The organism is Vibrio sp. V23_P3S9T160 (genome assembly GCF_963886625.1).
In the GTDB taxonomy this organism is placed as follows: domain Bacteria; phylum Pseudomonadota; class Gammaproteobacteria; order Enterobacterales; family Vibrionaceae; genus Vibrio; species Vibrio anguillarum.
Genome location: NZ_CAWPDB010000127.1, coordinates 55,678 through 80,740 on the forward strand (window position 1 = coordinate 55,678; position 25,063 = coordinate 80,740).

The following is a 25,063-nucleotide window of genomic DNA, read 5'->3' on the forward strand; positions in this document are numbered from 1 at the left end:
GCCTTGCGATCACAGCAAGGCGTTGACGCATAAACATGGACTGAAACACGCAATTTCTAACAGATTCCTAACTTAGGTAGAAAAATCTCCATGAATTTGTGTGAATTATCCGGTTAATTTTTTTCACGCCACCAGATTACCCGGTCGCTGCCTCGGTACAATCCAAACTGTACTCGGCCTGAGACTTCATTTTCAAACGCGCTATTTTGATCATTGTAGGGACGCAACCAAGGCAACCCATGAGCATTGAGATCAAGCAAAGTATCAATGAATCCTTGATGACCCGCTCCCGGAGCCGTAAAGTTGATATTCGCGGCACCCAAAGCGAGCGTTCGACTGACTAAAGTAGGATAAACTTCAGGAGCCCCACCGGAACCTAAAGTTAGATCGGTCGGCGTTAAAGTGAAATTCGCAAGATCTGGTAACCTTGTACAGCTATCAAAGCTATTGGTAACAAAGCCATTGGCAGTGAAGTATTCACTCGTGATTGGCTGACTTAACGCACTCGTTTCTGGGCCATAAGTGTCGTGGATCACCAGTTTTCCCCAGCGCAATTTCATCTCATCATCAATATCTGTAATCGTATAGTCTATGCAAGGACTGCTGGCTGTTTCGCGGTAGCAAACTCCATCAAGATCTGTAAGATCGGATACCAAGAGGGTAAGATCTAACTTGCTGTTAAAAGGCACTATTGGTTGTGGTGGCTTTTGGTAGTTCAATATCTCCCCAGAGAGTTCAATGCGAGAATCAACGCCATTGACTCGGTTCACACTCGTCAAATCGCTATCAAAGCTGATTGGTAAACTATTCACAGTATCGTTATATATTCGATTGTCCCACTGCCGATCATAACGCCACCAAGCACTGTCGAAATAATTGACCGTTTCACTGCCTGACGCGGATTTTGGGTGTAAGTAAATACCCGGATTTTCTTTATATCCAAACGGTTGTCCTAAATAACTGAACGATTCGTCATTAGGAGAAGTCACCTCACACTCAGCCTGTAAGCTGGTCACCACCGAAGAAGGAGAAAAATAGGCTGGGATAAAACGACCTATCGGGCCCGTTGAGGCAACGGCAATCGGCAGATTCTCACTCGCTAAATCGAGTCCAAGATACGTCGTTGGCGCATTCAGCGAGAAATCAAACACCCCAACCTCACTCACTCTTTGTTGTACAGTCGTCGAGCTACCTAATTGGTGATCATATTCAACTTCGCCGAGAGCACCGGGCACGCCTGTCGCTGGTGCGATTAGAGTATGTTTAAGCTCAATGTTTGCTTGTTGATAGTTTGTCACGCCTAAATTGTTAGTGAAATCATTATCCTCAATCGGTGCCTCCGCAACCGCTTTGATATTGAGATTAAAGTTTTCATCCGCCCTAGCAAAAATATCACAGCTAATATCGGCATTAGGACACGCTCCACTAACACCATAATAGCTGGTCGCGCTGAGCACCAACGCACGAGGAACTCGTATAAAAGTCGTTTGACCTGTTAGTTGCAAATCCTGCTCATCACCACTTCCCGTTAAACGGGCATTCAAAGCAAGGCTACCAGCCTCACGATAGGATACGTTAATGCTCGCCTCACCATTTTGGTTGAAATTGAGCACCACTGGCATCGCAGTATTGGATGACTGCCCTACCGCCACACTATTCACACCAACCGATAAAGCTCTAAAACCTTGCCCCCCATTAGGACTCAAGTAATCACTCCAAAAGGAAACGGGTTTTTGTACATTTTGAAAACTAGGCAAACACAGTTGTGAAGCGTTATCTTTTCGTACCGCTTTAATGGTCCCAGTTACCGATTGATTGGCATAGGAATTAGGTATATCCAAAATGAAGCCACTGTCAGCAAAGTTCATCGTGCAGTTACTGGCCAAAAAGGGGCCAGCATTCCCATTGTGGCTGCATAAAGTGTTATTGAAAGACATAGCCGTGGGAACGGAACCAGAAACATCAACGGTGACATTACCTGCGCTGTTACGCCTAAGTTGGGTGTTACCAACCCCATTGCTAAATGAGATAGTTGAACCATTCACCCAACCGCCCGTTGCACTAGGTAGAGAGTTAGGGACTAAATAAGCAATAACCGGATCGGTAAATAAGTTATTGCAATTTTCATCGGCACACGCCGTCACAGACACGTCAGAGGCTGCACAAGTTAAACCTTGTGCTGGCAAAGAGATGCGAAAGTGATTAATTTGCTCACCAACTGGACGAGAATTGAGCGCACAGACTTCGAAATTATCAATTTCATGGTTATTAGTCGAAGAGCCTGTAGAACCTGTGATGGACATAAACAGATCCGTAGGAACATTTTGTTGCGCCGCAAATGACATCACATTAACTGGCCCAATTAAAGTTTTCCAACTGTCAGTGCCAACTTTACGGCTTACGGTCACCAGCGACGTTGAAGCTTGAGTTGAGTCAATAACAATTCGGTAGCGGTGCTGAGGATTACCATTGGTATTGTCTACCCTCGGATTTAGGCAATCTCCATTGGTATTGGTTGTGCCGTTATTACACGTGCCTGCTAAATAGTTATAACCGCTATAGCCGGAACCAGAACCTCTTAATACAACAGCTTGCCGCCTGCGGCCTGGGCCATTCCCGCCACCTTCAATCGAATAATTACCATATTCATCCAATCCAATGCCTAACCAGCCGCCCGCAAATCCGGGTTTTTGCTCATTGACTTTATAACCAAAACCTAAAGGACCACCAAATGCTCCAACTTGAGGAGTGACAGAGGCATCAGAAAAAACAATCGCCACCCCATCAGCACCATTACCGCCATAGGCAAAATAGTCAAATTCAACCTCTACACGGTTCCCTGCCGCAGGGAAAATGCGTTGGAATGTTGAAGCGGTGGCTTGGTTTTGCACCGCTTGTGTTAATCGCATGCGATTATTGGTGATTGAAGGCGTAAAGTTACCACTGCTACTGAATACTCGCCACTGCTCATCCAACGGCTGACTTTGGAAATCATCGCTAAAACATTGCAGCCCTGAACTTTGGCACAGATGGCGTTCGTTATACAGATTGACAATCTGACTATCAGTGAGAGCTTTATTATAAATAGCCACCTCATCAAGCCTTCCGGAGAAAGTTCTGTTGTCGGAATTGTAATCTCGACCAATCTCCAAATTCACTGTATTGGTTTTGAGTGGTTGGTTATCGCTGTTTGTCGCCGCAACCACACCATTAATATAGATTTTTTGTCTCTCATTACTACTTGCTGAGCGGTTATAGCGAATGGTGATATGAGTCCAAGTATTTAGCGGAATAACATTGGATGTGGTTAATGTATTGGCACCGCCAGAACTTCTCTCCCAATACCAAAAAACTCGCCCTTGGCTATCAAGGTGGAATTCGTAGTTAGTATCTTTCGCCACTATGGTATGTAAGCCACCATTCGCCGGGCGACTGACGGGGTACACCCACGCAGATATCGTTAGCTGGTCCGAGAAGGATAACTGGCTATCATGAGCCACTTGTACATATTGGTTTTGGTTGGCAACAAACTCGCCATAACCACAAGTACCGTAATTATTAATATTGGCGGGTAGCGCCGGTGATTGAGAGCTGGTAAGCGCTCCATTCATTGCGCGGCCGTTAAGAGAAGAGCCAAACGCATTCTTGACTTCATTGAAAGCCCCACTCCATTGCACTTCATCAAAATGATAGCGCGCTACAGGGGAGGGGGCACAAGCATTCAATGGATTAGATATGGGGGAACATGTACCAGTAATTGAACTATTGTTGACATTAACTTGGCCACCAGCATTATTAATTGCCGCATTAAAATCACCATAAGCCGTTGAGTCATTTAAGGTGATATCGTTAGAGGTAGTATTAATACTGACCTGAGAATCAGGCCTTCCTAGCTGGCTATTGTTTGCCGTGAAATGACTTGCCCCTGATACTGAACCGGAAGTCATATCCACCGAATTAAACGTCACTGAGTTATTAGAGGTCATCGTAATATTACCGCTATACACACTTCCTGTAATGACAATGCCTGATTGCGCCGTAATATTACCAACCACGTTTGCTCCAGTAATAACAACCGTTCGATCATTACTGGTTAAATTACCCTGCACGCTACCACCGTTGATAGTGACGTTTCCTCCCGTCGTAACATTACCAATTAAATTGGTGTTATTGAAAGTTACGTTGCTGCTGTTGGCTGAAACATCCCCATAAATCGTATTTTGAGAGCCTTGGCTGGCTATCGCTCCGTAGTTCGCTTGCAGACTTATCCTATTTGATGCGTTACCCACTTGGTTATTAATCAAATAAAAACCGTCATTGGCGATCAGTGTTGAGTCAACATCGGCGACAATCACATCACCATCATTTAACGTCACTTGACCATTACCGCTACAGGTATAAGTGTTGCCAGATTTTTGCCACGAGGTATTACAAGGAGGATATTGATTATTGGATAAATTATATTGTTGGGCACAAACCCCACCGCTCATGAGCAGTAAGCTAATCAGCCATTTATAGTGGATCACTTTTTCACCCCCACTTCAATAACTCGCTGCAACATCCAATCGCCAGACTGACAGCGCCCGGTTGAAGTCAGTTGATAGACAGTACGGCCATCATCCATTGTACCCACCAAATTACATTTAACCTGTGCACTACATTGTGCTAATCCTTCACCTTCAAACGTGAGTGATTGTACAGAATTAGTATGGCAACTGCCGTCGGTTGTCGTTTGATAAAAACGACTCAGTTCAACGTTGATCGCCGATCGCGCCGCCATTTCAGCCCTTGTCCCTAACACCATCGAAACCAATTGCTGGCTATTGCGCTGTTGATTACGGTTAGCGACCGATGCAACAAAGCCGACCACCACAATGATAAAGATAACCAATACTAAGCCGCTGCCTTGCTGTTTACGGCGTGTTGTAGATAAGCGCATCATGGTCAAACTTTACCTCCTCGCCGCGGTCGGAAAATGTCAGTTCAATTTTCACTAAGCCGTTGCGTTGTAGCTCGGGCTGTGTGACGTGAAAATTAGCTTGGCTAATGTTTTCAGACATCAATACTGGAGTGCCAAGCTGTTCAGGGCTGAGCGCACTGCGATTAAGCGTGTAATCCGCGTAACGATAAATACGATTGTTCTGATAACAAAAAGCCACTGGCGTGCGATAAAAATAGACTCGCTTAGCTGGCGATTGAATTACAAACCCAGTCTGTTGTGTCAAGGCTACATCGACCATGCTTGTGTTGTTGGTTGATGTAAAATCCACATCTGCGTTTACTTGCGCTGTTTGCCCGCTGGCACTTGGCGTTTGGCGTAGCGAAGCGGCGTTGGTTGGAAACACGACCAGACGATCGCCATTGAGTACCTTTTTGTCGATCGGCAATAAACGCACCGCAGCCGAAGGCGATTGCACGGTTGGCAGCTCGCTGTAGATCGCGCTGTCAGTGATCGGTAAAAACTCAATGCAACCATTTTCCACCAACACGCTGTTTGGCACCGCTTCACGCAGTTCTCGGCTCAGCCGCTCAGTAATAAAGCGCCCTTGTTGGATCAAAGCTTCGCGGGCGGTGGTATCAACATAAATACCCATACTTTGGCGGATCACAGAGCCTAAAAATAGCCCGACCACCGACAACAGAATAATCGTAATCACCATTTCAATCAGGGTAAAACCACGCATCAGAAATTGCCCTTAATCGCCGCAAACGGGTAACGATTACCCTTCGGGTCAATGATCACCACAGATACGCGTTTATAGTGAGTCAGTTGGTTAGCGTTCACTCCGCTTAGTTGCCCACCACTGTCCTGTTCATAAAATACATTGATCGCCGCAGCAAAGCCTCGATAACTGGTCGTATCTAACAGTGTGCCGAGCACATCTTCAATTGGCCTTGGCTGAGCCGTGATAAAATCATCGACATCGTTGTATTGGTTAATACTCACTTCACTATCCTTACCCAAAGCGTCATGAGCAGTGCACATTTTCTCTACCGTTCCGCTGAGTAAACACTCAGGCAATCCGCCATTGGGGCCGGATTTTTCGTCAAAGGCTCGGCCCATCACTTCATCCATGACCGCGCGGCCTAACTCGGCGGCTTTTACTGCTAGCACCTGTTCAGCGCTTTGTTGCGAGCGAGGATAAAGCGCGGCCGTGATGCCTGTCATGGCTATTGCTGTCACTGTGATAACGATGATCATCTCAATGAGAGTAAACCCGCGCGGCGCGTTAACACGCATAAATGTACCCCTCACTATTGATGCACACTTGGCGAGATTCACCCGATTGCAGATTATTTAAGGTAACGGTGCAGTTTGCCGTTAAGCACTGCGCGGCACGGCCTAAACTATCAAAATCTAAAAAATAGCTGCCATCGTTATTGATTAACGTCAGGGTTATATCGTTTTCTGCCGCATCGACAAAACTGCTGTCTGCCAGCGTACTTGGTAGTGAAGTGGTGCAAGCACCAGCAGAAACGGAAGGAGATACTTGCTGCGCTTGATTATTGCTGACCAACCAGCGATTACAGAGGTCGGTGCGCTGCATGGCGCGGTTTTGGGTCAAACGCAGTGAGGCCAACACTTCGCTTTGTGTGGTCACGCTTGAAAAGGAGGAGATACCGGTATAACGGCTTGCTGCATATACAGCCACAATGCCCAGCAGCACAATTACCACGACCAGTTCGATCAACGTAAAACCACGCCGTGCTGCTAAATGTTGCTGCATTTTATACCTCTAGCGAAAAAACAAGTGCTTAAAGTATATAAGAAATTTCCGTAGTGGGCTTAAGTTTTACTGACTTTTGTGGGTGAGAAATAACTCTCGTTATAGATAAAATAAAGGCCAGCATGCTGGCCTTTACTATTCGCTATTGCATACCACAAGCAGAACCGGCAGCACCGCTAATAACTGCAGCTACTGCTACATTTGAACTCGTTGCAGCAGTATAACGGACACACTGGGATGTATATCCAGACAAGCCAATATCGATTGTGGCGTTAGTATGATCAGCAGCATCATCATTATCGGAATCCAAAACAACGAAATCAGAAGAAAGATCTACAGCTGCAATAATCCCCCCTGTTGCTGCTGTCGGATACCCATAGCTATATACAACACCATCTATAGTGGTTGCAGTTAGATTGGCACTACTAACAGCTTGAGTTTCAATACCACTAATAGCTGCTCGCCCATAAGATATTCCCATTGCTCCAGCAACCGCACCTCTGAGGCCTTCAAGAGAAGCCTCACGCGCATCATCTTGCAAATTCAAAAAACGTGGCGCAGCGGTGACGGCGAGAATGCCGAGAATGACAATCACAACCACAAGTTCGATTAGGGTGAAACCGTTTTGTCTTTTCATAGTTACTTTCTCTCTATGTTTTAATCAATGCGCAGACTTACTGCAAAGTGACGGTCACACGACCAGTTTTTATCTCATACACAAACTGGTGCGCGGTTCCACCCTCTTTTTGCACATAAGTACAAGTGGCTTGACCGTCATCGGCTTGTGCTGAATATTTTACATTAGCGTTATTGGCTGCATTAGCGACTGTGTCAACTTTTGGTGGGTTTTGCAGCAAATTATCCATTAAATCAATACATGACTGATCCGTAATCGCCGCTGGATAACTGGTATTATCGGTATTGAGCGCCAACGGATAACCATCCCTAAAACCTGTCGCAGCACCGCTGCTATCTGTAGAGCGAGTCAGCCAGAAATTGACACCATCATAGTTGACGGTGTTTTGTTTTTCCGAGCCCAAAGTCACAGAGGTTCTTGCCTGAGCTTCCCACTGAGCACGCGCCGATAGAACACCAGTAGCAAAACCACCGGCAACCCCTTCGATGCTGGCTTTTTTCGCTTCATCAGTGACATCTAAAAAGCGGGGTAGCGCTGCAACGGCCAATAAGCCGACAACCACAATCACTACGACTAATTCAACTAAGGAAAAGCCCGTTTGTTTGTTATCCATGCTCTACCTATCTCTTTGTTATTACCGTGTATTATACGCACTTGTTCTCGCATCGCTACGGGGCGAGTGCCCATTTCACTGTTTATGTCGAAAACTCATGCTGAAAAATCGACGCTTACTGTAAACTTATCCCTTAAAAGTTCAATGGTTATCACCTGTTTTTGGCTGTAAACATAGCGACATTGATACTGATTTGCTTGATGTGCCGATTCAATTGAAATCACTTTGCTTTCAAGCAGTTGTTCATCTGGGTATAGCAGGCTTAACCAATAACGACAATCTATACTTGATTCATTCTCAGCCAATGGTAATACCCAGCCCGTTGCGCTCATATTGAGTAATCGACCATTCGCGATTAAAGTTGAGGGCCGCCCCTTTAATAACCAATCTTGCTTATAAAAATTGGCACTTTCTACGATTTTACTGCTCGCCATCGCTAATGCGGTTTGATTGGCTTCTTTTTCTATCGACTGCCATGCTGATAGCAAAGCCATCAAAAGAACAAAGACAATCAACCCCCAAATTACGAACTGAGAACGCTCTATCGCCGTTTTCATCTGACAACCTTTATCCTTTGATCGCGTCGAGCATTCCCCACATTGGCAAAAAGATGCCAAGTGCCAGCACCAACACCATAGCGGCGACAATCACCAATAAAATCGGCTCTATGCGCGCGGTGAGGGTTTTGAGATCGTAATCCACCTCTCTATCGTAGAAGTCCGCGACTTCAAGTAGCAACTCATCAATGCGCCCTGTCTCTTCACCCACCGAAATCATCTGAATAACTAATGGCGTAAAAATATTGGCGTTTACCGCGGTGGTGGATACGCTTGTTCCCGCTTCAATGGCAGCTTTCATTTCTAACAGGCGAGATTCTAGAAATTTGTTATCCAACGCTTCGGCAGATAATGCTATCGATTGGTTTAACGGCACCCCCGCTTTCAACATCAAGGCAAAAGTTCGAGAAAAACGCGCCAATTGCGCTCGGTTCACTATGCCGCCGACAATTGGCATTCTTAAGCGAAACTTATCCCACTTTTGACGCCCTGCGGCTGTGCTCAACCAAGCTCTGAAAGCAAATAAACACCCAAGCAATACGCCTATCATCATCGGCCAGTAGTTGACAAAGAAATCTGACATACCAATTAAAATGCGAGTTGGCAGCGGTAAATCAACCCCGAAACGGCTAAACATACTAGTAAATTGTGGGATCACTTTAACGTTGAGAATGAACATCGCGACCAAAATAAAGCTGATGACAAAACTCGGATAACGCATCGCCGTTTTAATCCGTTTACGAGTTTCGACTTCTTGCTCGTAGTAATGAGACAATTGCAGCAAAGCTTCATCGAGCCGCCCTGTGTTCTCACCGACGTGGATCATCGACACAAACAACGGGCTAAAGACTTTCGGGTACATCTGCATTGAGCTCGATAAACTGCGCCCGTTGGTTAGCTCATTACTAACCGCTTCCAATGCTTCTTTAAGCTGTTTATTGGCACAATTTTGGATAAGTCCTTTCATCGAGCGCAGCAGCGGCACTCCCGCCTTGGTCAAGCTGTAAAGCTGACGACAGAAGATTACCAACACCTCAAGTGGCACACTTGGGGTAAACAGCGATTTCCAATCAATCGAAAAATCAGCCCCTTGGTCTGACGAAATTAAGGTCGGAATCACGCCTTTGTTAAATAGCGCTTCCGCCGCGAGCTCTTCTGTCGGCGCGTCAACATGCCCCGAGGTTTTGCTACCATCTAAATTTCGACCCTGATAACGATACGTTGGCATGAGTAACCTTAACTATAGATAGATGGCTTGAATGATGCCGGATGAATCACCTTCACCTAAGCTCATCACTTCATCTAAACTGACAACCCCTTGTAGCGCCAACTCCATCGCCGAAGCTAGCAGCGGTTTGTATTGCTTCGACTGACGAGCGGCTTGCGCAAAACTAACCGCATCGTTGGCGCGCAGCGCATCCATCATCTCGTGTTCAAGTTCTAGCATTTCAAAAACCCCAATTCGCCCACGGTACCCCGTCAAATTGCAGTTCTGGCACCCACGCCCACGCGTAAAAGCCGCTTCAACTTGATTTGGGAAACGCACCGTCAGCCACTGTTTACGGGCTTCATCAACCTCATCCACCGCTTTACAATCGGGGCAAACTTTACGCACTAAACGTTGGGCAACCACCGCCCGCACGGCGCTGGCCACTAAATAGCCCGGTGCGCCCATGTCCATCATGCGCAAGGCGCTATCAACCGCATCATTGGTGTGTAAGGTGCTCAACACTAAGTGGCCGGTTAAGGCCGCGCGCAAACCAATTTCAACCGTTTCTTGATCGCGCATCTCCCCGACTAGAATAATGTCCGGGTCTTGACGCAAAAAGGTTCTCAGCACCGTTGAGAAATCAAGGTCAATTTTAGGGTTGATCTGCACTTGGCTGATGCGTGGCAATCGGTACTCAACCGGATCTTCTGCGGTAATGATTTTTTTACCGGGAACATTGAGCTCTGATAACGCGCCGTACAGCGTCGTCGTTTTCCCTGAGCCGGTTGGGCCGGTTACTAAGATCATGCCGTGTGGACGTTTAAGTTGATGACGTAAACGCCGCAAAATATCGTCAGGAATACCTGACTCTTCCAGTTTACGAACTCCGGATGATTGGTTGAGCAAACGCATCACCACCGACTCACCGTATTGTACTGGCATGGTCGACATACGAATATCGACCGATTGGCCTTTGGCTCGGATATTAAAACGGCCATCTTGTGGGAGGCGTTTTTCTGAGATATCAAGATTGGCCATCAATTTTAAACGCAGCACTAAAGCCGAAGCGATGTTGGTTTCATTGAGTAGGGTTTCGTGTAATACCCCATCAATCCGCTGGCGCAAACGCAATACATTGGCATCAGGTTCGATATGAATATCAGACGCCCCAACCTGAATCGCATCTTCAAATAGAGAGTTGATGAGCTTAACAACGGTCACTTCATCGCTGTCATCATCACCGATATCGAAATCAAAAGCGGTATTGCCTTGGTGTTCCAGTTGTAGCTGCTCGGCAAAAGACGCAATCTCTTTGGTGCGGCGATAGTAACGATCAAACCCTTCAACCAATTGTTTTTCTGGAGCAATAACAAATTCAAAACTGTATTGGGGTAATTGAGTAAGCAGAGATTCTTGAGCAAACAGATCCGCCGGATCACTCATTGCGATGCGCAGCGTGTCGCCATTTTTGCCAATGATTAAGGCGCGTAAACGGCGTGCATGCACTTCCGGGAGGAGCTGCACTGCATCAATATCGACATTGGCTCGGCTGAGATCAATCAGCGGCAGCGAAAGTTGCTGCGATAAGAAGCTCAACATCTGCTGCTCTGACAAAAAGCCGAGTTCGATCAGCGTATCACCCAGTTTACGTCCACTGCGTTTTTGCGCAGCGAGCGCTTGTTCCACTTGATTTTCAGTGATGATCCCTTCTTCAACCAGCAGATCACCTAAGCGTTTTCGTAGCTTAATTTGCACTCGCACTCTCCTCTAAACTGCTTAGTACGACTAGGCGATCACGAATAAACAGTTGCGACTGACTCGAAAGGCCAACTTTCGCAAGCGCTTGTTGGTAGGTATATTTGGCCGCCTGAAAATCCATCGTACGCTCTTGTGCTATCGCAAGCCCTAACCACCAGCGTGCGTTCTCAGCATCAAGCTTGACTAAGCGTTGATAGCTTTCTAATGCGAGTGAATCTTGCTTGGCTTTTTGTGCCAAGGCTGCCCTTAGCGAGAGATAATCGATCGAAGCATTGTCAGGTAAATGAACTAGAGGGGTTAACGCCGCTTCACTCTGCTTCTCTTTAATCAACAATTTAGCCAACGCGATCCGCAAACTTTCTCCGTTATGATTGAGCTTTATACCGCTTTGTAAAATTTCAAAAGCTTTACGTGCATCGCCTTTACCGTAATAGAGCGCGGATAATTTTTGACGGGCGAGTTCATTATCTGGGGTGAAGCGTAGCACTTCACTGTAGGCATCCAATGCCTCTTTGAGCTCATTGCTGTCCACGGCTTTATCAGCGCGGCTCATTGCTTTTATCGCCAGTTGCTCTGGCGTCAAATCCACTTGTTCAATAAAAACACTTGAGATTTCTTGGCCACTTTCAGCACCGAGCGCGACCGCACGGTTAGAATGCAACGGCTGTTGATTGGCTAAGGCCGAATCTCGTTTAACCGTCACTGTGGGCATTGCTGAATTTGACGTTTTTTTGTCTACTGCAACAACGGCAGTTTGGTAAACGGGACGGTGAACCGGAACAATTTTGGTGGTCGGGGAAACAAGCGCAGGCGAAGAGCTTCGCTCATCAACCTCTAACAACAGGCTCTCAGGTTCATTCACTATCGCTTGATTGAGCAGTGTTTGACTGACTACTGTTTGGCTAGCTTGATCAACCATAGCTTGCTGCTGTGACACCGCCCATCCACCGACCGCTAAGCTGGCAGCAAACCCGGCCACCATCCACAACCAAGCGCGGCTGCGTTTTACTTTCGCAACTTGCGCTGGTTGCAAGTTCACCACCGATTGGCGTTGCGCTTGTGCCAGTTTTGATAGTGCATCGTTCATCGCACTCATGATTGACTCCATCCCCACATAAAAGGGCGTTTAAACTTAGGCTTACAGGTATCAAACGTATCGTGAATCGCTGTAAATAGGTGCTGATTGCGAATCGTGCTGTCGTTTTGCGTAAAAGCCAGCAACAGAGCTTTGTGACACACTTGGTTAATCAAACGAGGTGTACCATAACTGGCTCGCCACAACGCTTTTTTCTGTTCAAGATTAAACAGTTGCGCATCGCCTCCGGCTTTGCTCAAGCGGCTCTCGATATAAGCGACTGTTTCATCTAAAGAGAGCGGCCGCAGATAAGCGCTAAAAGTAATTCGTTGGCGAAATTGGCGCAGATGGTGCTGTGCTAAACGCTCATCGAGCTCTGGTTGGCCGATCAACACCAGTTGCAACAACTTTGTGTATTCTGTTTCTAAATTGCCGAATAAACGCAGCACTTCTAATGCATCGTCTGGTAACGCTTGTGCTTCATCAACAATCGCGACTACTCGTTTCCCCTGCTGCTTTAGCACAATCAATTGTTGCTGAATACGATCAACAATATACGCATCATCTTGCTTACTAAGGCCTAGTTCGCTGGCGACAGCTTGGCGAAGTTCTCGACCATTAAGCGCTGGGTTGGGTAAGTAAATCAGTGCAATATGATTATGTAAATAATTGATCAACATACGACACACCATGGTTTTTCCGGTTCCGACTTCTCCGGTTATCTTGATCACTCCTTCGCCTAAATCAATGGCGGCACTCACGGTCTGAATCGCCTCATAATGTGGCGCTAAGCCTAAAAACAGTGATGTATTAGGCGTGAGATGAAAAGGCAGTTGCTCAAAACCAAAGTGTTCAAGATACATGATGTTTATTCTTCGTCTGGGAACCACTCCTGTAGTAGTTCACGCGAGCGTTCGAGCTCTTTTTGCCAGGTATTAACACCCACAACCGTTGGTTTAAGCAAAATCACTAATTCGGTTTTCTCAGTCAGCTCAGAGGTGTTACGAAACAGATATCCTAAACCGGGTAAATCCCCCAAAAATGGAACTTTAGATACTCGGTTAGTGGTGTTGGATTTCATCAATCCGCCAATCACCACCACGTCACCATCTTGCGCGCGGATCACCGAGTCTGATTCGCGAATGGTACTGCGCGCCAATGGTAAAATGATCTTGGTGTTTCCGTAATCAATCTGTTTATTCTGTTCTGCCACCTCAATCACAGCAGGATGAACGTGCAAGAGCACATTGCCTTGATCATCAATTTGTGGCGTCACATCAAGCGATATGCCCGAGAAAAATGGCGTGAGTTGAACATCTGGTGCGACATTAGAGTTCTCGCCATTTCCGACTACACCTGTCACATCGGTGACGTAATATTCATCGGTGCCGACTTTGATCACCGCTTTTTGGTTGTTAGCCGCGGTCACTCTTGGGCTGGACAGGACATTCAAATCACCCTGAGTGCCCATGAAATTAAGTACCGCTTCAAAACTGCCATCCGAAATAGTGACATTGGTTTGGCCTTGCAGCAGAGTGCCAATCGCATCCATCCCCGGTAGCAACGAAGCGGCACTACCGACCTTATTAATCACTACGTCACCATTGCCAAACGACATATTTGACCAATTGATCCCTTGCTGGTAGCCATCGCTCAAGGTGACTTCTAAAATTTTCGCCTCAAGGATCACTTGTCGCTGCAAACGCTGTTGGGAAATGCCTAGAAACTCTCGCACTTCACGTATTTCATCTGGGTAGGCTCGAACAGTGATTACGCTCGCTTGTGGAGTCACAACAACGCCTTGCCCTTTACCCGAACCAATCAAATGTGCTACCGCATTTTCAAGTTGTGGCCAAAAATCACTTTCACTGGTGGTTTCAATTTCCGTTCCACCTTTAGAATTACTAGATGAGTTACTCGAATTGGAATTAGAACTGGAATTTGAGCTAGAACTACTCGAGGAACTAGAACCGGTATCTGTATTAGTGATTGTACCGGTGGTGATGGAGGTTAAAGAACGACCCGTACGTTTAAGTTGTAGATAATCGACCGGGATAGTCACCGTACGCAGGCCTGACGGATAAACCTGAATTACTTTACCCTTTTTGATAATTTCATAGCCATACATGTCACGAACGACGGCCAATACATCATCCAAAGTCACGTCAGTTAGATTTACCGTTACACTTCCAGCAACTTCAGGGTGGATGGCGGCACTAAACTCAGTCCCTTTAACTAAACTGGCAAAAAATACCCTTGCATCAACATTATCAGCTTGGATACGAAAGCGTTTCACCGTTTCTTGACTGCGCGCTGTGATTCCCTCAATGTCAGGCATCAAGTCAGCTTCTACGGAGGCCGGTAGAACGGCTAGATTTCGGCTATTGGCTTCATTAATCGCCTGATTCAAAGACTGTTTCATCTCAACTGGATCGCGATGCCCCATAGAACAGCCCATTAAGGATACGATGACTACGCCTAATACGATTTTACGCATACGATTTCTATACCTTACTGCTTGATGTCCAGAGAAAAGAGGCCTAAATCCCACGTCTTTCCTCTGCGAGAAAGGGTCACTTGCTGTGGTTCAATGGCTTCTACTGTGTAGCCAAATAGCGACTCTCCGATGCCAACCACTTGATCGTTAAGCACTGTCACACAAGGTGTGCTTTGCTGGCATACAATACTTTGCAACTTAGGTAGCGGGTAGGTTTCTGCCTTATTGGCAGGTGATGCGATCTCACTCGCCCAACCTAATGGCGCGGTAGGATCTTGCGCTGCCCAACTGCTGCATACAACACACATCAACAGCAGTGAAAAAACGGATCTAACCACCAATAAACTCCTGTCTAATGCCTAATGTGTACACTTCCATAATGACTCTAGCTTGGGGGTAACTTTCTACCTTGTATTGGAAATGACGCCAATAATACTTCATCGGTAAACTTTCTAAATTGGTCAAATAATTCAATATCGCGAAGTAATTACCGGTGAACTCCAATCTCACAGGATGAACATAATAACCTGAATATTCAGATGATTGGTTGTTATTTGCAATCGGCTCTGCTGCTAATGACTCCATGGAGACCAAAGTCAAGTCTTGGCTGGTTGCCAAAACACTTTCAAGCAATTGCGCCATCTTCGCGGGTGTAATCAGTGAATCAACCAATGCTGCCAGCTCAAGCGAGAGAGTTTGGCTCTGCGCCATTAACTGTTTGAATTCTAGATTAATCTCTTGATTCGGATCTTTATTAAGTTTAGCAGTCAATAACAGAATTTCACCTTGCATTCGCTGGTTCATCTGCTCAACAGACTGAAGCTGTAACCGATTAGCCGCCACCGATTTCATCGCGGGTTCAAGTAACAAGCTAAACAAGAGCAGTGTAATCACCACTAAGCCACACAGGGCGATCAACATTTTTTCACGCGAACTGATGGCTAAGAATTTGTTGCTGATGCTCTGCCAATTCATTGGCTATCCTCCGCTTTAGTTTTAAGATCAAAGATGAGAATGCCTTGCTCATTGCGCGCAATTTTTAACTTTTCAAAACTACGTCCCACTAGGTTCAGTTCGCTTTTAAACTGACTTAACCAGTTTGGAATATCTTTCGCCTCTCTAGCCAAGCCTTGCAAATCGAGCTGCTCATGATGGATGGTAATGGTCGTTAATGAAATATCATCACGGCTGAGTGTGGCGAGCGAACGCATGACTCCTGAGTAACCGACCTGTTGTGATTGGTCAAACTCATTAATCGAATCCAATGTGGCTTGTTTGCCCTTAATTTGCTGCTTCAAACGCTCAATCGCCGCTATTTTTTCAACCGATGGCTTATGCTTATCAACTTTCTGTTTGGTCGTTTCTAATTCAGCAGCAAGGGCTTTATTTTGCGCTTGTTTTGCTTGTAGCTGCTGTTTCAATTGGCTATTTTGCCATTGATAACCGGCATATGCCAATAGCATCACTAAAGCGACAATGCCCCAAATCGCGCAGACCATGGACAGTGAAAAATACTCTTTCTTCGGCTTAAGATGCGCCGGGTATAAGTTGAGCATTGAATCGTCAATGCGAGTCACTTGCTCCACCAGCAGATGTGCCGAACTCGGTAACCGCTCATCAAGCAGGGAAACTTTGACATTTAGGCGTTCATTTAATGCATCGACCAACTCTTGCTGCGCTTCTTCATCACACAGCACTTTTAGCTGATGTAATGAGGCACCTTTAAGCTGCGAGGAAAGGTAATCAATCGAACGTTGCAGTTCTAACGCTAAACCATCGAGCTGTAAAACCGAGCTGGCAACACCAGTAATGGGAGAGACAACACCTCTCATCGTTCGTTGAAAACAGCATTTTCGATCCACAAATGCGTCAAACTTAAAACTGCTGTTTTTACTGCGCTGTAACAGCAAAAAATGCTCAAGATCACCGGCACTTCTCGCCCACACTTCATCTTCGGGAATTACTTTGCCTAACTCTAAACCCATCGCACTCAGTTGCGACGCCACTTCCAATACCGTGCGTTTTGAGACCACGTAGGCTTGAATTTTATTATCTGCGGGTAACGGAAAAGCATCAGCGATGATGTCAGTGACTTTCTCTGTCACCAGATCTTTCAATAAAAATGGCAGGGCGACTGACCACTCTTCTTTGGGTAACTGCGGTTTTTCTATTTGATAAGTTTGATAAAAATGAGCATGGAGGACAAGGTTAATTACCGTGCCCTTGATGTTGAGCGGTTTGAGTGCGTGAAAGAGTACCTGTTGCCACGTTGCACCATCAAGCGGGATCTCTGTCGGCAAAGTCGCATCATCCAAAGCCGAGAAATAGAGAGCATCAGGTCTTACGACAACGAACAATTGCCGCAACGTCGCTTTAGATGGTTTTAATTTATCAATCAGTGACTGAAGATTCATATAGGTTCGCTTTTATTTTTTACGCCAACGATTTCTTCGCCCTAAGGTCACGCTAGGGCTAATTATTTTCTCAGGTAACAAAGGCTGTTCTTCTTCAAACAGTCGGCCTTGCCCACCATGAATGCCTAGGTTTTTTAGCGTTTGCCACTCTTGCTCTGTTTCGACACCGACCGCAATAACTTGAGTCTGAGTACCGCCACAAGCACCGATCATGCTACGAACAAACAGCTGATTTTCATGCCGTTGGTCTATTTTCTTCATCAAACTGCGGTGTAACTTAAGGAAATCAATCTTAAGATCTTTTATGTAGTGAGTGCTGACAATCGTTCTGCCAGCCTGCCCTACTACTACCTTAGCACCGAGACCGGAGATCATCTTAATAACGGGGCGCATATAATCGAGATGCTGTACTAATCGGCCTTCAGGAAACTCAAAGGAGAGCTGCGATCGGCTACTCGAGGTAAGTTGCAACAATTCATGCCGAAACCACTTAAAATACTGCTTATCGGCGAATGGAATCACATGCAAGTTCACTGACACATTAACCTTAACTTCAGAGCGTTTGAGCAAACGAACGACTTTAAGCAATACGGCTCGATCCATTACCATTTCATAACCTACAGTTTCTAAAGCAGAATGAAAGCGAGAGGCTTTTATAACACCTTGTTCTGGATCATCAATACGCGCAAACAACTCATCGTGCAGCCATACTAAATCATTCGTCTTTTCAAGCAAATAGCAAGGTTGACGGAATAAAATTATTTTCTCAGGCGTCAGCACCTGATCAAACAAAGTTCGCCAACGCACACTGCCCCGTTCCTCTTGGAAAAAGGTACTCTTTTTAAAGCGACTCCACGTATTCACTCGCTGTAACTGAGCACTTTTTAAGGCCGTTTCTGCCTCATCCAACACTCGACCACGCCGCTCGCCTTCGCTGTACATACTGATACCTATATGGCACCAGTTTTCTTTGTCGAGCGGCTCAGGAGGCGATATGCGCGCTAAAAGCTTCAAACATTGTGTAGCAATAGAAGCGACTTCTTTCAGCCCTTGATGCGGCACAAAAATGGCAAAATCGGCATCGTAATAACGAGATAAAATAACATCCGGGTAACGCTGTATGACGTTGGAGATGTTCTCCCCGACTTCCACAACGAGATCATCCGCTGCTTTTTTATCATTTTCTTCGCACAGAGAATCCCAATCATCGATACGCACTAACAAAACACCACCACGCGCGCCATTCTCTAACAAAGCTGATTCCAATTTGCTATCAAAAAGGACACGGTTGGCCGTACCCGTCAACTTATCTAAGAAGGTTTGGGTCCGGATAAAAGTATCAAAGCGGCTACGCTCTTGACGAGCATCTTGCAGCTCATCAATCAGGACATCAAGCGCCTCACTCGCCGTATAAGGCCACTCGCGGTGATCACCTTTGGCGTACTGCTCAACTCGACCGGCGAGAATCATTCGCCCTCGCTCCTCCAACAATTCAGATCCCAGCAATTGCTCTTTAAGCCACTTTACTCCACGAATCAAGCAAAACACGATGAGACCAACTGCCAACGTAATAGACCACATGGCACCCAATGAGTAGCTATAACTGAGATAGGGCGGAACGGCTTTAAAGCTGATGCTATAGCCTGGATTACGTTCAAGGATAATATCAATATGGTACAAACGGGCAGGGTCGACTTTGGACGAGGTATCTTTAAAACGGTAAATAACGCCAGCGGGTGAAGAGAGCTGCATTTCAACAATGCTACTGGCTTGCAACATTTTGGGCATCCAACGTTGCAATGAATAAGCGGCATCAGGATCTTCTATTTCTTTATCGACTACCTCCACAATTCCTGCTAGGTAGTGATTGAGATATTCTTGTCCAAGCCGTTGAAAAGACAAAGTTCCACCAATAAACAAAATGAACATTGCACTGGTTACGATGAGCGTAACAAAAGCTACTAACCGAGTACTCAGTTTCAGTGTTGGTGTATACCGCATGAATGCTGAATTCCTTTTCAACGTAAACTTTGTCGATCACTAAGCTGTGCTGACAAATAAGAAAATGCTAATAGTGATAACTATATAAAAAAGCCGCGGTTTTCGCGGCTTTTTTCGACATTCGAACCTCAGAATGGGATGTCGTCATCAAAATCCATTGGTGGTTCATTATACTGAGGTTGAGCCTGTTGAGGAGCTGACTGCTGTTGCTGTGGTTGCTTTTGCATCGCAGGCTGCTGAGGTTGCCCCCATCCGCCACCTTGTTGCTGTTGTTGTGGCATTCCACCTTGCGCTGGAGCACCACCTTGAGCACGGCCACCCAACATTTGCATCACACCATTAAAACCTTGTACGACAACTTCGGTGGTATAACGATCTTGTCCGCTTTGATCTTGCCACTTACGAGTTTGTAGCTGACCTTCAATGTACACTTGTGAACCTTTACGTAAGTATTCACCAGCAACTTCGGCTAATTTGCCAAACAGCGCAACACGGTGCCATTCGGTTTTTTCGCGTTGCTCGCCAGTTGCTTTATCACGCCATGAATCTGACGTTGCAATGGTGATATTTGCCACAGCAGCGCCACCAGGCATATAACGAATTTCTGGGTCGTTACCTAGGTTACCCACTAAAATAACTTTATTTACTCCACGGCTTGCCATGTTTTGCTCCGTCTTCCATCATGAGTGTTCTTTAAATAGCTGACTAGGATACCACGCTTTATGCGAGGCACAAATCTTCACAGAAATAGTTGTCAAAATTCATCTCACAATCTTGCTCAATTTCCTATTTTTTAGAACCACTACCTCTAATTTAAGAATGACAAAACACTCAGTTACCTTACTATATGAAACTAAGCGCAATTTTATTTATCTCGTTGGCTTTATAACCTAATTTCCGTCATTTTCTAGACAGTTGTCTAACATTCTCGTCAAAAGGAAGTGACCATGAGAAAAGCAAACTATACCCGCACCATTTACTTTCTCTGTTTAGATAAAGAGCAAGAACGCCCTTATATTGACCATTTAACCGATCGGCTTGGGCTGCCCATTCCTAAAATTGAGCCCGAAACCTTGCGCCAAGCGTATTGTTCAGATAAACACAAAATATTGATGATTGACCATGCAGATTATGCGCAGTTGCAACGACGCTTGGGAAACTGCTCATTAAACAGTCAGCATCATGAAACGATCCTCATCAATGTGTTGCAAAGATTAACCACTAATGACTTATTAACCTTTGGCCATTTAAAAGGGCTATTTTATAAAAATGACACCTTAGATAAAATTGCATTCGGGCTTGGCGAAATCATTAATGGACAAAATTGGCTACCCAGACACGCTGTAAGTCAGTTACTGCACTACTATCGCTACGCGTTTGAGTCCCATACTGCTCAAGTGATTACAGACTTAACCGCCCGCGAAATACAGATCCTCCGCTGCTTACAAACTGGCGCATCGAATAACCAAATGTCGGAAGATTTATTCATCAGTGAATTCACGGTCAAATCACATCTCTACCAAATATTCAAAAAGCTATCGGTCAAAAATAGGGTCCAAGCGATTGCGTGGGCCAATCAAAATATTCTGTCTTAATTATGTGCTTTCACGCAGAATTTAACTGAGTTCACCGCTTTAGTGGTGATAGCGTTTCATAAAGCATGATAAGGTTGCGCCATCAATTAACAATTCAAATAAAAATAAGGTTATAGCATGATCAAAAAATGCCTATTCCCAGCCGCTGGCTACGGTACACGTTTTCTTCCAGCGACAAAATCAATGCCCAAAGAGATGATGCCAGTAGTCAATAAACCCTTGATCGAATATGGTGTTGAAGAGGCGATTCAAGCCGGAATGACCGGGATGTGTATTGTGACTGGGCGTGGAAAACACTCGATCATGGATCACTTCGATAAAAACTATGAGCTAGAGCATCAAATTAGTGGCACCAACAAAGAAGAGCTACTGGTTGATATTCGTGAAATCATTGATACCGCCAACTTCACCTACATTCGTCAACGTGAAATGAAAGGTTTAGGCCATGCTATTTTAACGGGTCGAGAGTTAGTCGGCGATGAACCTTTTGCTGTGGTGCTGGCCGATGACTTATGTGTCAATCAAGAAAAAGGGGTTTTGGCACAAATGGTCGCTCTGTATAAACAGTTCCGCTGCTCAATTGTTGCCGTTCAAGAAGTGCCTGAAAATGAAACACATAAATACGGTGTTATTTCCGGTGAAATGATCAAAGACGATCTGTTCCGAGTGGATGACATGGTTGAAAAACCAGAACCAGGCACCGCACCAAGCAATTTAGCCATCATTGGTCGCTACATTTTAACCCCAGATATTTTTGATCTGATTGAGCAAACAGAGCCGGGTAAAGGTGGCGAAATTCAAATTACCGACGCGCTACTCAAACAAGCGCAATCAGGTTGTGTATTGGCGTATAAATTCAAAGGCCAACGCTTTGACTGTGGTAGCGTAGAAGGCTATATCGAAGCCACTAACTACTGCTTTGAAAACATGTACAAAAAGAACGAACAAAAAGTCGCGTTGGATAAACATTCGACTCATAAAGCTTAAGTAACCGAATGCGTTAGTAACCTAGCGCCTCCCCAATAAAAACCACGGCAAGTCCCGTGGTTTTTATTTACTGTTTTTTTATCCAGTACCTATTTGCACAAAACTCACACTATGCAATACTTGCTTAACTTGTGTTACATAGAGCCTAGATGATGGACAAAATTGAAGTTAGGGGCGCTCGAACCCACAACCTGAAAAATATCAACCTGACCATTCCACGCGATAAATTAACGGTGATTACAGGGCTATCAGGCTCAGGGAAGTCGTCTCTCGCTTTTGATACACTCTACGCAGAGGGCCAACGCCGCTATGTTGAATCGCTGTCTGCCTATGCACGCCAATTTTTATCTTTGATGGAAAAACCGGATGTTGACCATATTGAAGGTCTTTCACCGGCTATCTCTATTGAACAAAAATCAACCTCGCATAACCCTCGTTCTACGGTTGGCACCATTACCGAAGTTTATGACTACTTGCGTCTGCTTTATGCGCGAGTCGGTGAGCCGCGCTGCCCTGAGCACAAAGTTCCACTTCGCGCTCAAACCATCAGCCAAATGGTTGATAAGGTGTTGGAATTAGCTGAAGGTTCAAAACTGATGCTGCTTGCACCGATTGTGAAAGAGCGCAAAGGTGAACACGTTAAAACGCTGGAAAACTTGGCTGCGCAAGGTTTTATCCGCGCCCGCATTGATGGTGAAACGTGCGATCTGACTGATCCACCAACCCTTGAACTACACAAAAAGCACACCATTGAAGTGGTGGTTGATCGCTTTAAAGTTCGTCCTGACCTACAGCAGCGCCTAGCCGAATCCTTTGAGACAGCGCTCGAGTTGTCAGGCGGTATTGCTGTGGTTACTGATATGGATGGTAAAGGCGAACAGATTGTATTCTCAGCCAATTTTGCTTGTCCACACTGTGGCTACAGTATGCAGGAGTTAGAGCCTCGGCTGTTCTCATTTAATAACCCAGCGGGCGCATGCCACACCTGTGATGGTTTAGGCGTACAACAATATTTTGACCCTGAACGCGTTATCCAAGATAGCCAACTCAGCCTCGCGCAAGGAGCGATTCGTGGCTGGGATCAGAAAAATTACTACTACTTCCAGATGCTCACGTCACTCGCTGCGCATTATGATTTTGATTTACATACCCCATTTAACAAACTGCCTAAAAAGGTTCAGGAAATCATCTTGAAAGGCTCGGGGAAAACTGAGATTGAGTTTAACTACATTAATGATCGTGGTGATATTCGGGTTAAACGCCATCCGTTTGAAGGCATTCTCAATACACTTGAACGTCGTTATCGCGATACAGAATCTAACTCTGTCCGTGAAGATTTGGTGAAATACATCTCGACCAAACCTTGTACCAGTTGTAATGGCACCCGTTTACGCATCGAAGCTCGCAACGTATTTATCAATGACACCGCGCTCCCGGAAGTGGTGGAACTGAGCATTGCCGATGCCTTGCAATTTTTCCAATCTCTTGATTTAGAAGGCCAACGAGCACAAATTGCTGAAAAAGTAATGAAAGAGATCAATGACCGTTTGCATTTCCTCGTCAACGTTGGGTTGAATTATCTCAACCTTTCTCGGAGTGCTGAAACCCTATCAGGAGGCGAAGCACAACGAATTCGCTTAGCGAGCCAAATTGGCGCTGGACTCGTTGGGGTAATGTACGTCTTAGATGAGCCATCGATTGGGCTCCACCAGCGTGATAACGAACGGCTATTAAAAACGCTCACGCATTTGCGCGATCTAGGCAACACGGTATTAGTTGTAGAGCATGACGAAGACGCGATTCGTATGGCGGATCATGTAATTGATATTGGCCCCGGCGCTGGTGTGCATGGTGGGCAAGTCGTCGCAGAAGGGAATGTGAATGACATAATTTCCAACCCTAATTCGCTCACGGGACAGTACCTGAGCGGTGCGAAAAAAATTGCGATTCCTACCGTGCGTACCCCAAGAGATCCCAAGAAAACGGTGGAGCTTATCGGCGCGTCGGGTAACAACCTAAAGACGGTTGATTTATCAATTCCTGTTGGCTTATTTAGCTGCGTAACAGGGGTTTCAGGCTCCGGTAAATCAACCTTAATTAATGATACCTTTTTTAAGATTGCTCATACGGCCTTAAATGGAGCCACCACAGTAACGCCTGCTCCATATCAAAAAATCAAAGGGTTAGAGCATTTTGATAAGGTCATCGACATTGACCAGAGCCCGATAGGCCGAACTCCCCGCTCAAACCCGGCCACCTATACAGGCATTTTCACACCGATCCGTGAGCTATTCTCGGGCACTCAAGAGTCTCGCTCTCGAGGCTATAAACCGGGTCGTTTTAGCTTTAACGTACGCGGTGGACGCTGCGAAGCATGCCAAGGTGATGGTGTGATTAAGGTTGAAATGCACTTTTTACCCGATGTTTACGTGCCATGCGATGTGTGTAAGGGCAAACGCTATAATCGTGAAACATTGGAAGTCCGCTACAAAGGCAAAGCGATTGATGAAGTGTTGGAGATGACCGTCGAAGATGCTTACGCTTTTTTTGAGCCCGTACCGATGATCGCTCGCAAACTCAAGACTTTGATTGACGTGGGTTTATCCTACATACGCCTCGGACAAGCGGCGACCACCTTGTCAGGGGGCGAAGCTCAACGCGTCAAACTGGCTCGTGAACTATCAAAGCGCGATACAGGAAAAACCTTGTACATTTTGGATGAGCCAACGACTGGCTTACACTTCCATGATATCCAACAGCTCTTGACCGTACTGCATCGCCTACGCGACCACGGCAATACCGTGGTGGTGATTGAACACAACTTAGATGTGATTAAAACCGCAGACTGGGTGATCGACTTAGGGCCAGAAGGTGGACAAGGCGGCGGCGAAATTATTGCTCAAGGAACGCCCGAAGATGTGGCGCAGATCGAAGGTTCACACACAGCACGCTTTCTTAAGCCTATGTTGAAATAGAAAAAAACGGTAAAGT

At 45.8% G+C, this 25,063-nt stretch carries 21 protein-coding genes; 3 read left to right on the forward strand and 18 right to left on the reverse strand.

Annotated features, from left to right (window positions below; translation table 11 throughout):
- Positions 1 to 113: 113 nt before the first annotated feature.
- The 18 genes from AACU59_RS10285 to AACU59_RS10370 all read right to left on the reverse strand — a co-directional run bounded on the left by AACU59_RS10285 (position 114) and on the right by AACU59_RS10370 (position 20,152).
- Complete coding sequence (locus tag AACU59_RS10285; protein WP_094145310.1) at positions 114 to 4,526, reverse strand: DUF6701 domain-containing protein; 4,413 nt, start codon at positions 4,524 to 4,526, stop codon at positions 114 to 116.
- Positions 4,523 to 4,942, reverse strand: a complete 420-nt coding sequence (locus tag AACU59_RS10290; protein WP_094145311.1) for an MSHA biogenesis protein MshP — start codon at positions 4,940 to 4,942, stop codon at positions 4,523 to 4,525. Before AACU59_RS10290 ends, AACU59_RS10285 begins: the two co-directional genes overlap by 4 nt.
- On the reverse strand, positions 4,914 to 5,684 hold the full coding sequence (locus AACU59_RS10295) for a PilW family protein (protein WP_094145312.1): 771 nt from the start codon (positions 5,682 to 5,684) through the stop codon (positions 4,914 to 4,916). The genes AACU59_RS10290 and AACU59_RS10295 overlap by 29 nt, the downstream gene beginning before the upstream one ends.
- Positions 5,684 to 6,241, reverse strand: coding sequence for a type IV pilus modification PilV family protein (locus AACU59_RS10300; protein WP_172858984.1), 558 nt, complete (start codon positions 6,239 to 6,241; stop codon positions 5,684 to 5,686). Before AACU59_RS10300 ends, AACU59_RS10295 begins: the two co-directional genes overlap by 1 nt.
- On the reverse strand, positions 6,231 to 6,728 hold the full coding sequence (locus tag AACU59_RS10305; protein ID WP_094145315.1) for a prepilin-type N-terminal cleavage/methylation domain-containing protein: 498 nt from the start codon (positions 6,726 to 6,728) through the stop codon (positions 6,231 to 6,233). Before AACU59_RS10305 ends, AACU59_RS10300 begins: the two co-directional genes overlap by 11 nt.
- A gap of 142 nt (positions 6,729 to 6,870) precedes the next feature.
- Positions 6,871 to 7,365, reverse strand: coding sequence for a type II secretion system protein (locus tag AACU59_RS10310; protein WP_094145316.1), 495 nt, complete (start codon positions 7,363 to 7,365; stop codon positions 6,871 to 6,873).
- Between the two features lie 37 nt (positions 7,366 to 7,402).
- On the reverse strand, positions 7,403 to 7,978 hold the full coding sequence (locus tag AACU59_RS10315) for a prepilin-type N-terminal cleavage/methylation domain-containing protein (RefSeq protein ID WP_013857881.1): 576 nt from the start codon (positions 7,976 to 7,978) through the stop codon (positions 7,403 to 7,405).
- A gap of 95 nt (positions 7,979 to 8,073) precedes the next feature.
- Positions 8,074 to 8,535, reverse strand: a complete 462-nt coding sequence (locus AACU59_RS10320; RefSeq protein WP_017050659.1) for a hypothetical protein — start codon at positions 8,533 to 8,535, stop codon at positions 8,074 to 8,076.
- A gap of 10 nt (positions 8,536 to 8,545) precedes the next feature.
- Positions 8,546 to 9,763, reverse strand: a complete 1,218-nt coding sequence (locus tag AACU59_RS10325) for a type II secretion system F family protein (RefSeq protein ID WP_013857883.1) — start codon at positions 9,761 to 9,763, stop codon at positions 8,546 to 8,548.
- Positions 9,764 to 9,775: 12 nt separating this feature from the next.
- Complete coding sequence (locus AACU59_RS10330) at positions 9,776 to 11,500, reverse strand: GspE/PulE family protein (RefSeq protein WP_094145317.1); 1,725 nt, start codon at positions 11,498 to 11,500, stop codon at positions 9,776 to 9,778.
- Positions 11,490 to 12,599, reverse strand: a complete 1,110-nt coding sequence (locus AACU59_RS10335) for a tetratricopeptide repeat protein (RefSeq protein ID WP_094145318.1) — start codon at positions 12,597 to 12,599, stop codon at positions 11,490 to 11,492. The genes AACU59_RS10330 and AACU59_RS10335 overlap by 11 nt, the downstream gene beginning before the upstream one ends.
- Complete coding sequence (locus tag AACU59_RS10340; protein ID WP_161437744.1) at positions 12,596 to 13,441, reverse strand: ExeA family protein; 846 nt, start codon at positions 13,439 to 13,441, stop codon at positions 12,596 to 12,598. The genes AACU59_RS10335 and AACU59_RS10340 overlap by 4 nt, the downstream gene beginning before the upstream one ends.
- A gap of 5 nt (positions 13,442 to 13,446) precedes the next feature.
- Positions 13,447 to 15,075: a pilus (MSHA type) biogenesis protein MshL gene (gene mshL / locus AACU59_RS10345; protein ID WP_094145300.1), complete on the reverse strand. Its 1,629-nt coding sequence runs from the start codon at positions 15,073 to 15,075 to the stop codon at positions 13,447 to 13,449.
- 14 nt (positions 15,076 to 15,089) lie between these two features.
- On the reverse strand, positions 15,090 to 15,416 hold the full coding sequence (locus tag AACU59_RS10350) for an MSHA biogenesis protein MshK (protein ID WP_094145298.1): 327 nt from the start codon (positions 15,414 to 15,416) through the stop codon (positions 15,090 to 15,092).
- Positions 15,406 to 16,050 carry a type II secretion system protein GspM gene (gene gspM / locus AACU59_RS10355; protein WP_094145297.1) on the reverse strand — a complete coding sequence of 215 codons (645 nt, stop codon included), beginning with the start codon at positions 16,048 to 16,050 and terminating at the stop codon, positions 15,406 to 15,408. The genes AACU59_RS10350 and gspM overlap by 11 nt, the downstream gene beginning before the upstream one ends.
- On the reverse strand, positions 16,047 to 17,489 hold the full coding sequence (locus AACU59_RS10360) for an MSHA biogenesis protein MshI (RefSeq protein ID WP_094145296.1): 1,443 nt from the start codon (positions 17,487 to 17,489) through the stop codon (positions 16,047 to 16,049). Before AACU59_RS10360 ends, gspM begins: the two co-directional genes overlap by 4 nt.
- Positions 17,490 to 17,501: 12 nt before the next feature.
- On the reverse strand, positions 17,502 to 19,490 hold the full coding sequence (gene csrD, locus AACU59_RS10365; RefSeq protein WP_161437745.1) for an RNase E specificity factor CsrD: 1,989 nt from the start codon (positions 19,488 to 19,490) through the stop codon (positions 17,502 to 17,504).
- Between the two features lie 128 nt (positions 19,491 to 19,618).
- The gene (locus AACU59_RS10370) at positions 19,619 to 20,152 is read right to left on the reverse strand and encodes a single-stranded DNA-binding protein (RefSeq protein WP_013857892.1); all 534 of its coding nucleotides are present in this window, start codon (positions 20,150 to 20,152) and stop codon (positions 19,619 to 19,621) included.
- A gap of 285 nt (positions 20,153 to 20,437) precedes the next feature.
- On the opposite strand from AACU59_RS10370, the gene AACU59_RS10375 reads away from it, so the two are divergent.
- The 3 genes from AACU59_RS10375 to uvrA all read left to right on the forward strand — a co-directional run bounded on the left by AACU59_RS10375 (position 20,438) and on the right by uvrA (position 25,047).
- Positions 20,438 to 21,085 (forward strand): LuxR C-terminal-related transcriptional regulator, encoded by a 648-nt coding sequence (locus AACU59_RS10375; RefSeq protein ID WP_176428586.1) that lies wholly within the window; start codon positions 20,438 to 20,440, stop codon positions 21,083 to 21,085.
- Positions 21,086 to 21,202: 117 nt separating this feature from the next.
- Entirely contained in the window at positions 21,203 to 22,072 is an 870-nt protein-coding gene (gene galU, locus AACU59_RS10380; RefSeq protein WP_013857894.1) for a UTP--glucose-1-phosphate uridylyltransferase GalU, read from the forward strand.
- A gap of 152 nt (positions 22,073 to 22,224) precedes the next feature.
- Positions 22,225 to 25,047 (forward strand): excinuclease ABC subunit UvrA, encoded by a 2,823-nt coding sequence (uvrA, locus tag AACU59_RS10385; protein WP_094145698.1) that lies wholly within the window; start codon positions 22,225 to 22,227, stop codon positions 25,045 to 25,047.
- Positions 25,048 to 25,063 lie beyond the last annotated feature (16 nt).